Origin of the sequence: Micromonospora sp. NBC_00898, from assembly GCF_045207895.1 — a bacterium.
Lineage (GTDB): Bacteria > Actinomycetota > Actinomycetes > Mycobacteriales > Micromonosporaceae > Micromonospora.
The window spans coordinates 4,024,791-4,036,975 of the sequence record NZ_CP108775.1 but is presented as its reverse complement, the minus strand read 5'-3'; the positions used below and the strand labels follow the sequence as shown (position 1 = coordinate 4,036,975).

The following is a 12,185-nucleotide window of genomic DNA, read 5'->3' as shown; positions in this document are numbered from 1 at the left end:
TGCGGGGCTCCGCTTCGCTGCACTCCTCGCGCTCACCGGTGGACCGCCTCAGAACGGGATGTCGTCGTCGGTGGTGGCGCCGGAGCCGACCACGGCGAACGGGTCGGCCGCCTGGGTGATCGAGCGCAGCGTCTCCGACGGCGCCCGGCCGGCCTCGGAGACCCGGGTCGCCCAGGCCGGGAAGGGGAACTCCAGGCAGAGCGGGACCGGGATGTCCGGCTGGTTGACGAACATGGTGCCCGGCTTGGCCAGCAGGGCCCGCTGCCGCTGGGCCGGCGGCAGGAAGCCGTACTCGGGGCGGGACGCCTCGGCCGGGTCGAGCCGGCCGACCACCCGGACCGCCGAGTTGGTGACGATCCGCCGCTCCACCTCGCTGGCGGTCTGCTGCGCGCCGACCAGGATCACCCCGAGCGAGCGGCCCCGCTCGGCGATGTCCAGCAGCACCTCCTTGATGGGGGAGGAGCCCTCGCGGGGGGCGTACTTGTTGAGCTCGTCGAGGACGACGAAGAGCAGCGGCTTGGCGGTGCCGGCCTTCTCCTTGCGCTCGAACTCGCTCTTCAGCGTCACGCCGACCACGAAGCGCTGCGCCCGGTCGGGGAGGTTGTGCAGGTCGACGACGGTGACCTGGGCGCTCTCGGCGGTGTTGATCGAGTGCGGGCGGCGGGTGGCCAGGTCGCCCCGGATCAGCCGGCCCAGGTCCTTCTTGCTGCCGATCAGCCGGCGCGCGAACGCGTTGACGGTGCCGAGGCCGACCGCGCTGCCCGCCCATTCCGACCGGGTTTCGTCGTTGTTGAGCTGCTCGACGACGTGGTCGACCAGATCGGCGTACGACCCCAGCCGGACCCCGTCGAGGCTGACCCCGCCGTCGGCGGGCTGGGCGTACCGGGCCAGGTGGGCGGCGACCGAGTGGACCACCATCGTGTACTGCTGGCGCTCGTCGTCGGCGTCGGCGAAGACGTAGGGCAGGAGCCGGTCGGCGCAGAACTCGGCGAGCGTCCAGTAGAAGCTGTCCACGCCGGTGAGCCGGCTGCTCACGTCCGGCGTGCCGGAGGCGTCGCCGACCCGGGGCGGGGCGTACACCCGCACGTCGGGGAAGGCGCCGGCGTCGAGCCCGAGCTTCGCGTACCCGGCCCGGGTGGCGTCGTCGAGCCGGGTGTTGGGGTGGTCGAGGAAGAGCAGGTCCTCGCCCTTGACGTTGAAGATCAGCGCCTTGGCGTTGACCGCGTCGCCGCCGAGCACGCCGGAGCGGAAGACCGAGTAGAGCAGGAAGGTCGCGAAGCTGGTCTTGGTGGCCACCCCGGAGATGCCGGAGATGGAGACGTGCGCACCCCGGGTGCCGTCGAGGAAGTCGGCGTTGAGGTAGACCGGCACGCCGTCGCGGCCCATGCCCATCGGGATGCGCCGTTCCATCCGGTCGAAGTGCAGCGCCCGGGCCCGGGCGTCGCCCTCGGCCCGGTGCACCACCGCGCCCGGGGTGGGCGGCACGTAGAACTCGGGGTCGACCCGGGTGGTGGTGATCTCCGCGGCCTCCTGGACCTGGGCGGGCAGGGTCCCGTCGGCGATGGCGAAGACGTCGGAGTCGAACTGCGCGCCCTCGTGCCGGGCGCGGACCTGGGTGACCACGCCGGCGATGGTCACCGGCTCCCGGTCGGGCAGCTCGCGGCGGGTGACCACCACGTCGTCGAGCTGGAGGTAGCTGCCGGGGGCGACGGCCGTCCAGAACGTCAGCGGGGTGGCGTCGGCGGTGCCGAGCACCCGGCCGACCCCCTCGCCGGGGCCGTCGAGCAGGTCGTCGGTCATCGGCGGACTCCGGTCAGCTGGTCGGCTCGGGCAGGGCGCACGCCCTGCATCCTGCCCGAGGGATGCGACAGGTTGCCACGCGACGCGGCGGACGCCACGCGACGTCTCTGGTCGCCTTGCCCAGCGGGTTCGGGTGATCACACTCCGTGCGGGGTTCTCGCCCCTGCGGGCCGTCATCCGCGAGATCCTGCAGAGGCCGGGGGAGGGGAGGTGGAGGTGGGATGACACGGGGCCGGCTGGTCGCGCTGCTCGCTCTCGCCGCGCTCCCCCCGATGATCGAGGAGACGGTGCTGGTCGCCGTCCGGCTCCACGCCGCCCGTGGCCTCGCCCCGCAGGTCACCGCCGTCTGGCCGTACGACTCGTACCACGACCTGCGCTGGCTGCTGGTGTACCACGACTCCTGGGCGACGTTCCTGCTCGGCCTGGTCGTCGTCACGGTGGCCCGCGGGCTGCTTTCCGCCGAGCTGACCGCCCTGGCCTGGCCGGCCGAGGTGCCGCGCCCGTCCTGGGGTTGGCTGGTCCGGCGCAACCTGCAGGTCGCGGCGCTGGCCACGGTGGTCATCTCGCCGTGGGCCGCGCTCTCCGTAGCCTTCTCCGCGGTGGCGCTCTCCTGGTACCTGTTCGCCTCGCTCGGCCCGATGCTGGTGCTCGCGCCGTTCCTGGCCCGGGCCGGCGTGGTCGCCACCTGGTGGCGGGGGCTGCCGACGGTCGAGCTGTTCGGCTGGTCGGCGCTGAACTTCCTGGTGCTCACCCTGGCCGGTGCGCTGATCTCCACCACCCCCGGCTGGGGGACGGTCGGGGTGGCCGGGCTGGCCGGCGTGGCGAACGGGCTGCTCTGGCGGCGGACCGTGGCCGCCGCGGTGCAGCCCGCCCGGGTCCGCCTGCCGCGGTTCCCGGTCGCTCCGATCGCGATCGTCCTGACCATTCTCGGGGCGATCTCGGCCCAGTCGCTGATCGGGATCGCCGCCAGCGGCGGACAGGGGATGTGGCGACCGCCCATCCTCACCCAACGGCTGCCCGAGCGGGTGCCCTACGCGGTGATCGTCGTTGGCGGGCACGACTCCAGCTGGGACGGCGTGCCGCCCGCCGACCCACGCGTCGAGCGCTTCTCCTACCGGGGGCTGGACGCGCACGGCCGGCCCGTACCGTACCCGCCGGAGGCGACCCACCAGTCGCTCGACAAGAGCGCAGCCCTGCTCGCCGCCCACGTGGCCGCGCTGCACCACCGCACCAAGCGGCCGGTCGCCCTGCTCGGCCAGAGCGAGGGATCCATGGTGGCGCGGACCTATCTGGAGCGGCTGCCCCGCGGCCCGGTGAGCGCCGTGGTGATGTTCAGCCCGCTGGTCCAGGCCGGGCGGACCTACTACCCGCCCCCGGGACACGAGGGCTGGGGGGTCGCGGCGGGCTGGGAACTGCGCGCCATGTTCTGGCTGGCGAACCTTCCCCGACCGGTGAAGGACGATCCCGACGAACCGTTCGTCCGCTCGGTGCTGATCGACGCGCCGTTCTACCGCAACCGCATCCTCTGCCCGGTGGCGGGCGTCCGGATGATCGCCTTCCTGCCCACGGTCAGCGCCGCCGAGGCGCCGCCGGGCGAGTACAGCCGGGTCCCGGTCTATCAGCAGCCCGCGTTCCACGGCGGCCTGCTCGGGCGGCGGTCGGTGGAGGACCGGGTGATCGCCTTCCTGGCCGGCGAGCGGGTCGACCAGACCCGCCGGGAGTACCAGCTGCTCCAGCGGCTGGGCGCGGCCTGGCAGGCGCCGCCGCTGGTGCTGTCGCTCAACCCGTTGTGGTCGGCGACCCGGGAGGCGGACCCGGCGCAGACCGGCCGGGTCTGCGAGCCGCGCTGACCGCACCTACGGGACCCGGGCGCGGACGGCGCGGCGGTACCGGAGCAGCAGGCGGACGGCCGCCCCGTCGAGCGCGACCACCAGCACCGACCGGATCGGCGCGTACGGGACGAGCAGCAGGTCGACCAGGATCGCCGGTACGGCGCAGCTGATCGCGAGCGGAACCGTCCCGCGTCGCCCGGTGAGCGTCAGCAGCCCGGCGACCGTCACCGCGGCCCCGATCGCGACGTGCAACCACGCCCAGCCGGTGATGTCGACCAGGTACACGCCCTGCGCGGTCTCCACGGCGAACGCGTCGCGCGTCGTGTGTGCCCAGGCGGCGAGCACGTCCACCAGTCCGGCGCCGGCCAGCAGTCCGGCGGCGAGCAGCGGGCGGCCCGGCCGGGCCGCCCCGGCGTCGGCCACCCCCGCGGATCCCATCGTCCCAGGTTAAGGGCCCTGCGGCCGGGTCCCGGGCGAACAGCCGGATGCCCACAGTGGTGAACGGGATGCGAAAAGTTGTGGAAAAAATCTTGGCCTAAGGTCGTGACAGGGAAGGGCGGTCTGGCGCAAAAATATGCAACATCGCATCGAGGATCTTCCCATCGTCGATCCCTGTGCGCCGTCGCGCCCTGTGACCTGCGGGACGTGACCGATCCGTCGCCCACCACCGGCGGGTCACCGGTCAGTCGGCACCCCCCCGACTGGCAGTCCTAGTGAAGGTAGGAACTTCATGCGTCGTACCACCCTCCTGGGCGGGCTGGCCACGGCCGCGCTGCTGGCCGCCGCCGGCACCGTGCCGACCTCGGCCGCCGCCGCGCCCGCCACCTCCGCCGACGCGTTCACCCGCGCGGTGGCCCAGCTCAAGGCCCACTCGGGCAGCGCCCTCGTCGCCGACGGGCAGAGCTTCACGCTGAAGAACACGACCACCGACGCCGACGGCACCGAGCACGTCCGGCTCAACCGCTACTCCGACGGTCTGCCCGTCCTGGGCGGCGACACGGTCGTGCACCTGGGCAAGGGCAACTCCTGGCGGGGCGCCAGCCAGAGCCTCGCCGCGGCCCCCGTCCGGGGCGCGAAGGCGAAGGTCAGCGCGGCGGCCGCGGGTCGGGCCGCACTGGGCGCCTCGACCGCCGCCACCCGGCGGGTCGACGGCAGCCAGCTCGTCTACGACGCCGACGCCGCCGGCACCGCCCTGGCGTACGAGGTGGTCGTGGGCGGCGCGTACGCCGACGGCACCCCCAGCGAGCTGCACGTGCTGGTCGACGCCAGCACCGGCAAGGTCCGCGACTCGTGGGAGGGCGTGCAGCGCGACGGCACCGGCAACACCTTCCACTCCGGCACGGTGACCGTGGGCAGCACCCTCTCCGGCGGCACCTACCAGCTCGCCGACGCCACCCGGGGCGGCCACAAGACGTACGACCTGAACGGCGGCACCTCCGGCACCGGCACCCTGGTCACCAACGCCGGCAACGTCTTCGGCGACGGCACCCTGGCCAACCGGCAGACCGCGGCGGCCGACGCCGCGTACGGCGCGCAGGAGACCTGGGACTACTACAAGACCGTGCACGGCCGCAACGGCATCCGTAACGACGGGGTCGGCGCGTACAGCCGGGTGCACTACAGCACCAACTACGCCAACGCGTTCTGGAGCGACTCCTGCTTCTGCATGACCTACGGTGACGGCGGCTCCGGCTGGTACCCGCTGACCTCGCTGGACGTCGCCGGGCACGAGATGAGCCACGGTGTCACCAGCAACACGGCCGGCCTGCGCTACAGCGGCGAGTCCGGCGGCCTCAACGAGGCCACCAGCGACATCTTCGGCACCCTGGTCGAGTTCTACGCGAACAACGCCAAGGACCCGGGTGACTACCTGATCGGCGAGAAGCTGCGCACCAGCGGGGCGCCGCTGCGCTACATGGACAAGCCCTCGAAGGACGGCTCCTCCGCGGACTGCTGGAGCAGCCGGGTCGGCCGGCTGGACGTGCACTACTCCTCGGGCGTGGCGAACCACTTCTTCTACCTGCTCGCGGTCGGCAGCGGCTCGTCGTCCTACGGCACCAGCCCGACCTGCAACGGCAGCACCGTCACCGGCATCGGCAACGCCAAGGCCGGCGCGATCTGGTACCGGGCGCTGACCACCTACATGACCTCGCGGACCGCGTACGCCGGCGCCCGCACCGCGACCCTGTCGGCCGCCGCCGACCTGTACGGCGCCGGCAGCGTCGAGTACAACACGGTCGCCGCCGCCTGGTCGGCCGTGAGCGTCAACTGACCGCCTGACCCGGCGCCGGCGGTCCTCCTCCACCGCCGGCGCCGGACGGCAGCGCTCCCGATCGACGGGCGCGGGCATGCCATCACGGCGTACCCGCGCCCGTCGTCGTGCCGCGGGCCGGGCTGGTCCGCGTACCCCCGAAAGAGCGCGACGGCCGGTCTCAGCCCTCCGCGAGGACCTCGCGCAGCCGGGCGGCGAAGGCCGGCGGGTCCTCGACGAAGCCGATGTGCCCACCGGGGAACATCGTGGGTGCCCCGCCCAGCGCCGCGGCGAGCGCCCGCGAGGTGCGGTCGCAGATCTGCCCGGCCGACTGCTCACCGAGGCCGACGACGACGCGGGTCGCGCCCTCGCGCAGGGTGGCGACGTCGGGCTGGAACCGGGTCGTCCCGCGGATCATGTGCAGGTACTGGAAGTGCTCGTCGGCGGCGGCCTGCGGCTCGGGTTCGCCGCCGAACATGCCCTGGATCAGTTCCTCGGGCAGCTGGATGTTCGCGTTGGCGAGGAACTTGCGCCCGGCGCCGAGCCGGTCCCCGGCGCGGTAGGTGGCGATCATGTCGTCCTCCCGGGCCAGGAGTGCCTCCCGGTCGTCCAGCAGCCCGAGCAGCGGCGGCTCGTGCGCGACGACCGTGTGCACGCGCTCGGGGTGGGGCTGGGCGAGGGCGAGGACGGTCACCGCCCCGCCGCTGGACCCGAGCACGGCGGCCGGGCCGGCGTCGAGGTGGGCGAGGAGCCGGGACACGTCGTCGGCGCGCAGCTGCGGGGTCGAGTCCTGGTGCGGGTCGTGCAGGGCGCTGCGGTTGATGCCCCGTGGGTCGGTGGTCAGCACGGTGTGGTCGACCGCCAGCAGGTCGGCCAGCGGCGCGAAGGCGGCGGCGTCCATCGGGGCGGCCACCAGGGCCACGAGCGGCCCCTGCCCGCGTACCTCGTAGTACAGCCGCCCGTCCGGGACCTCCAGGGTCGCGGCGGTGACGTGCTCGGCGGAGATGCTGCTCATCGGGTCCTCCCGGATCGTGGCGCGTCGTGGTTCACCATGCAGACTCCCGTCCTGGGGCAGAATCGTCGCTCGTGAGCGTGATTTCTCCGGACGGCGCGGCGGGCCCGGTCGACCAGGCGGCCTTCACCGCCCTCGTCGCGCCGCTGCGCCGGGAGCTGCACGCCCACTGCTACCGGATGCTCGGCTCGCCGCACGACGCGGATGACGCACTCCAGGACGCCCTGCTGCGGGCCTGGCGGGGCCTGTCGGGCTTCGAGGGTCGCGGCTCCCTGCGCGCCTGGCTGTACCGGGTGACGACCCGGACCTGCCTGGACATCGTCGCCGGCCGCGGCCGGCGGGCCCTGCCCGTCGACCTCGGCCCGGCGAGTGAACGCGCCGTGCCGGACAATCGCCCGGCCCACCACGTCGCCTGGCTCGGCCCCTGGCCGGACGCCGGCCTCGCCGCCGGTCCGGCCGCCCCGGACGTACGCTACGAGCAGCGCGAGGCGGTCGAGCTGGCCTTCGTCGCCGCGTTGCAGCACCTGCCGGGCAACCAGCGGGCGGTGCTGCTCCTCTTCGACGTCCTCGGCTTCTCCGCCGCGGAGATCGCGGCCCTGATGGGCACGTCCACCACGTCGGTGAACTCGGCCCTCGCGCGGGCCCGCCGGGTGCTCGCCGAGCGGGTTCCCGCCGCGAGTCAGCAGCGCACCCTGCGCAAGCTCGACGACGCCCGGCTGCGGGAGGTCGTCACCGGGTACGTCACCGCGCTGGAGAACGGCGACGCCGACGCCCTGATCGCCCTGCTCACCGAGGACGTCACCTGGTCGATGCCGCCGATGCCGCACTGGTACCGGGGCCTCGACGCGGTCGCCGACTTCGCCCGCGAGGTGCCGCTGAGCCGGTGCGGGAGCTGGCGGCACCTGCCGACCAATGCGAACGGGCAGCCCGCGGTCGCGTCCTATCTGCGCCGGGGCGAGACCGGCCCGCACCTGCCCTGGTCGATCGACGTGCTGACGCTGCGCGACGGGAGGATCGCCGAGATCACCTCGTTCGTGGACGGGGCGCACTTCGCGGCGTTCGGGCTGCCGGACGCGCTGCCGCCGGCGGACGCGGCGCCCGGTCAGGCGGCGGGGGCGGCACCGGCCGGCGGTCGGTCGTCGTCGCGGGCGTAGCGCAGCATGAGCGTCCCGTCCGCGGCGGTCAGCACGTGTCGCAGCGGCAGACTTCGGGGCTCGCTCGCGTCCCCGGCGGTGATCCGGCCGGGGCCGGCCCCGGCGAGCAGCGGCGCGACGGTGAGGCAGAGCTCGTCGACCAGGTCGGCCGCGATGAGCGCGCCGAACAGCTGCGGCCCGCCCTCGCAGAGCACCTGGTCGAGCCCGCGCCGACGCAGCTCGGCCAGGCCGGCGGCGAGGTCCACCCGGTCGTCGCCGCAGCGCACCAGGTCGGCGACGGCGCTCAGCCCGGGCGGCGGCTCGGCGGCGGCCCGGGTGAGCACGACCGGCCGGACGGGCGCGTCGGCGAAGGCCGCCTGGGCCGGGTCGAGGTCGAGCGACCCGGAGACCACGACGAGGGTGGGGTATTCGGCCAGGCCCTGCTCGCGGCGCCAGGCCCGGCGCGGCTCGCTGAGCCGGACCGCCCGGTAGCCCTCGTGCCGCAGCGTGCCGGCGGCCACGACGAGGCCGTCGCAGAGCATCCGGAGCAGCCCGAAGACCCGCTTGTCCGGCTCGCCGGACAGGCCCGCGGAGTAGCCGTCCAGAGTGACCGCGCCGTCCGCGCTGGCCACGAAGTTGACCCGCAGGTGCGGCCGGTCGGCGCGGCCGTAGAGGGCGGCCAGCTCCGGGTCGGTCAGCGGCCCGGTGGCCGGCGCGGGCCAGGCCCGGGAAATCGCCGTCGGGTCGCTCATTCGCTGGCCGTACCGGTGACCGGAGGGGTGGGTCGGGGGGTACGGTGCTGGCAGTCGCACCACTTCCGGCCCGGACAGTCGTCGTGCCGTCGCTCGCGGCACGCTCGGCAGATCATGCTGGCAGCCTATGCCGAGGGAGGATGGGACACCGATGCCGCGTCAGATCTTCCAGCTCAAGCTCTCCCTTGCCGGGGTCCGGCCGCCGGTGTGGCGGCGGGTGCTCGTCCCCGGTGGATACACCTTGGACCGGGTGCACCGCGTGGTGCAGCATGCGATGGGCTGGCGGGACTGTCACCTGCACTCGTTCGAGATCGACGGACGCCAGTACGGCGAGCCGGACCCGAACGGCGAGCTGGCGGTCCGCGACGAGCTGGACGTCCGGCTGGACGCGGTGGTCGGCAAGGGCAGTCGGTTCCACTACACCTACGACTTCGGCGACTGGTGGGAGCACGACCTGCTGGTGGAGGACGTCTGCACGGCCGACCCGGACGAGCGGTACCCGTCGTGCCCGCAGGGGGAGCGGGCCTGCCCGCCGGAGGACGTCGGGGGTCCGTCCGGGTACGCCGTCCTGCTGGCGGCGCTGGCCGATCCGGCCCATTCCGAGCACGGGGCGATGCGGGAGTGGGCGGGTGCGGGCTTCGACCCGGACGCCTTCGACGCCGCCCGCGCCACCACGCTGCTGCGCCGTCTCTGCTGATCAGTAGCCGCTGCTGAGCCGCCGCGCGCTGTCGATCCGGGGCCTGCCACCCCGCTGAGGGCGCCGCGCATCCATCGACGCGGTAACGATCTGGGAACGCTCCCAGCGATCTATTGACACCCCTGATACCTCCCCGCAGGCTCATGGGAGCGCTCCCGCGAGTGGCGCGGATCTCATCCGTGGCCGTTCCGGGCCCCGCCCGCCGGCCCGCTCGGTCGGCGGTCGGCGCTGCACAGCACCCCCCACCACACAGCCAGCAGCCTCACCATCGAAAGAGGGGTCTCGGATGAGCGTCCCAATCCGTCGCCGCCGGCTCGCGGCCATCGCGGTCGCGTCCGTCGCACTGCTCGCCACCGCCACCGCCTGTGGCGACGACTCGTCGGACAGCGGCAGCAGTGACGGCCCGGTGACCCTGGTCGTCGACGTCTTCGGCGACCAGGGCTTCGGCTACGACGAGCTCTACAAGCAGTACGAAGCCGACCACCCGAACGTGAAGATCCAGGAGCGCGGCAAGGGCCTCGGCCTGGGCGACTACAACACCCGGCTGACCCAGCAGATCACCGCCGGGTCGGGCGCCGGCGACGTGGTCGCGCTCGAAGAGGGCACCATCGTCCAGTTCTACGCCCAGGCCGACAAGTTCGTGAACCTGACCGACCACGGCGCGAACGACCTCAAGGGCAACTTCCTGCCGTGGAAGTGGGAGCAGGGCACCACCCCCGACGGCAAGGTGCTCGGGCTCGGCACCGACGTCGGCTCGATGGCGCTCTGCTACCGCAGCGACCTGTTCAAGGCCGCCGGGCTGCCCACCGACCGCGAGCAGGTCGGCGCGCTCTGGCCCACCTGGGACCAGTTCATCGCCACCGGCCAGAAGTTCGCCGCCGCCGACAGGAAGCACAAGTTCGTCGACGCCGCGACCAACTTCTACAACGTCGTGCTGATGCAGACCGCGGGCGGGGGCACCGGCTACACCTACTACGACAAGAGCAACAAGCTGGTCATCGGCGAGAACCCGGACATCAAGTCGGCGTACGACCTCACCACCCGGATGATCGCCGCCGGCCTGTCGAACAACCTCCAGGCGTTCTCCAACGAGTGGAACGCCGGGTTCAAGAACGGCACCTTCGCCACGATCGCCTGCCCGGCCTGGATGACCGGTGTCATCAAGGGCCAGGCCGGTGACTCGGCCGCCGGCAAGTGGGACATCGCCAAGGCCCCCGGCAGCGGCGGCAACTGGGGCGGCTCCTTCCTGGCCGTACCGAAGTCGAGCAAGCACGCCAAGGAGGCCGCCGAGCTGGCCAAGTTCCTGACCAGCAGCAAGGGCCAGATCGAGGCGTTCAAGAAGCTCGGCAACCTGCCCTCGTCGCCGCAGGCGCTGGCCGACCCGGCCGTCGTCGAGGCGACGAACGACTACTTCAGCAAGGCGCCGGTCGGCAAGATTTTCGGCGCCGGCGCCAGCGAGCTGAAGCCGGTCTATCTCGGCCCGAAGAACAACCCGGTCCGCACCGCCGTGGAGAACACCCTGCGCGCCGTCGAGCAGGGCAAGTCCGCGGAGGAGCAGTGGCAGGCAGCGCTGAAGAACGGCGAGGCCGCCGGTAAGTGACCCGGCCGGACCCATCACGGGTGGCGTCGACAGCCCCGCTGTCGGCGCCACCCGCGGTGCCCGGAGAGCCCCGGCGTCGCCCCTGTGGCGGGTGACGCCGGCCGAGGATAAGGACCGTCAATGAGCCTCGACCTGCACGCTGCGGCGCCTCCCGACGGCGGACCGTCCCGCGCCGCCCGTTCCCCGCGTCGCCGCCCCACCTCGCTCACCCGGCTGGACCTGACGTACTCGCCGTACCTCTACGTCCTGCCGTTCTTCGTGATCTTCGCCGTGTTCAGCGCCTACCCGATCGCGTACACGGTCTGGATCGCGCTGACCGACCGGTCGCCGCTGAACCCGACGATCTCCTTCGTCGGCCTGGACAACTTCGTCGAACTGATCACCGGCGACCCGCAGTTCTGGAACGCCGTGGTCAACACCTTCGGCATGTTCCTGCTCTCCACCGTGCCGCAGCTGCTGCTGGCGCTCATGCTGGCCAACGCGCTGAACCGGCGGATGCGCGCGCAGACCTTCTTCCGGATGGCCATCGCGATGCCGATCATCACCTCCACCGCGGTGGTCGCACTGATCTTCTCGATGCTCTACGCCAAGGACTTCGGCCTGGTCAACTGGCTGCTCGACGCCGTCGGCGTCGATCCGATCGACTGGCGGGCCAACCGGTTCGCCTCCTGGTGCGCGATCTCGACCATGGTCGACTGGCGGTGGGTCGGCTACAACGCCCTGATCTACCTGGCCGCCATGCAGTCCATCAGCAAGGACATGTACGAGGCCGCCGCGCTGGACGGCGCCTCCCGGCAACGGCAGTTCTGGTCGATCACCATCCCGCAGCTCCGCCCGACGATCATCTTCACGCTGATCATCTCGACCATCGGCGGGTTGCAGCTCTTCACCGAGCCGCTGCTGTTCACCAGCGGCTCCGGCGGCCTCTCCGGCGGCTCGGAGGGGCAGTTCCAAACCATCACCATGTACCTGCTCGACGTGATGAACCAGCGGTTCCGCTGGGGGTACGCCGGCGCGGTCGCGCTCGTGCTCTTCCTGCTCATCGCGCTGATGTCGACGGTGAACTACCTGCTGGCCCGGCGCATCAGCTCCGACAAGTGAGGTGACG

General features: G+C 72.8%; 10 protein-coding genes. 6 read left to right on the top strand and 4 right to left on the bottom strand.

Annotated elements, in window-relative coordinates:
• Positions 1 to 48 precede the first annotated feature (48 nt).
• Positions 49 to 1,800, bottom strand: a complete 1,752-nt coding sequence (locus OG799_RS19685; protein WP_406036639.1) for an ATP-binding protein — start codon at positions 1,798 to 1,800, stop codon at positions 49 to 51.
• Between the two features lie 221 nt (positions 1,801 to 2,021).
• Here OG799_RS19685 and OG799_RS19680 point away from each other — a divergent pair, with 221 nt between their 5' ends.
• The gene (locus OG799_RS19680) at positions 2,022 to 3,650 is read left to right on the top strand and encodes a hypothetical protein (RefSeq protein ID WP_406036638.1); all 1,629 of its coding nucleotides are present in this window, start codon (positions 2,022 to 2,024) and stop codon (positions 3,648 to 3,650) included.
• A 6-nt stretch (positions 3,651 to 3,656) separates the two neighbouring features.
• On the opposite strand, the gene OG799_RS19675 is transcribed toward OG799_RS19680, so the two are convergent.
• Positions 3,657 to 4,070, bottom strand: coding sequence for a hypothetical protein (locus OG799_RS19675; RefSeq protein WP_406036637.1), 414 nt, complete (start codon positions 4,068 to 4,070; stop codon positions 3,657 to 3,659).
• A gap of 292 nt (positions 4,071 to 4,362) precedes the next feature.
• Between OG799_RS19675 and OG799_RS19670 the strand changes: the two genes are divergently transcribed.
• Positions 4,363 to 5,904 (top strand): M4 family metallopeptidase, encoded by a 1,542-nt coding sequence (locus tag OG799_RS19670; protein WP_406036636.1) that lies wholly within the window; start codon positions 4,363 to 4,365, stop codon positions 5,902 to 5,904.
• Positions 5,905 to 6,064: 160 nt separating this feature from the next.
• Here OG799_RS19670 and OG799_RS19665 read toward each other — a convergent pair whose 3' ends face one another.
• Positions 6,065 to 6,898, bottom strand: coding sequence for an alpha/beta fold hydrolase (locus OG799_RS19665; RefSeq protein ID WP_406036635.1), 834 nt, complete (start codon positions 6,896 to 6,898; stop codon positions 6,065 to 6,067).
• Positions 6,899 to 6,969: 71 nt separating this feature from the next.
• On the opposite strand from OG799_RS19665, the gene OG799_RS19660 reads away from it, so the two are divergent.
• On the top strand, positions 6,970 to 8,049 hold the full coding sequence (locus OG799_RS19660; protein ID WP_406036634.1) for a sigma-70 family RNA polymerase sigma factor: 1,080 nt from the start codon (positions 6,970 to 6,972) through the stop codon (positions 8,047 to 8,049).
• On the opposite strand, the gene OG799_RS19655 is transcribed toward OG799_RS19660, so the two are convergent.
• A complete protein-coding gene (locus OG799_RS19655) occupies positions 7,998 to 8,780 on the bottom strand; it encodes a pyrimidine reductase family protein (protein ID WP_406036633.1) in 783 nt (260 codons plus the stop codon). The two genes, OG799_RS19660 and OG799_RS19655, sit on opposite strands and share 52 nt — an antisense overlap.
• Before the next feature lie 151 nt (positions 8,781 to 8,931).
• Here OG799_RS19655 and OG799_RS19650 point away from each other — a divergent pair, with 151 nt between their 5' ends.
• The 3 genes from OG799_RS19650 to OG799_RS19640 all read left to right on the top strand — a co-directional run bounded on the left by OG799_RS19650 (position 8,932) and on the right by OG799_RS19640 (position 12,178).
• Complete coding sequence (locus tag OG799_RS19650) at positions 8,932 to 9,477, top strand: plasmid pRiA4b ORF-3 family protein (protein ID WP_406036632.1); 546 nt, start codon at positions 8,932 to 8,934, stop codon at positions 9,475 to 9,477.
• A 286-nt stretch (positions 9,478 to 9,763) separates the two neighbouring features.
• Positions 9,764 to 11,077, top strand: a complete 1,314-nt coding sequence (locus OG799_RS19645) for an ABC transporter substrate-binding protein (protein ID WP_406036631.1) — start codon at positions 9,764 to 9,766, stop codon at positions 11,075 to 11,077.
• A gap of 120 nt (positions 11,078 to 11,197) precedes the next feature.
• Entirely contained in the window at positions 11,198 to 12,178 is a 981-nt protein-coding gene (locus tag OG799_RS19640) for a carbohydrate ABC transporter permease (protein ID WP_406036630.1), read from the top strand.
• Positions 12,179 to 12,185 lie beyond the last annotated feature (7 nt).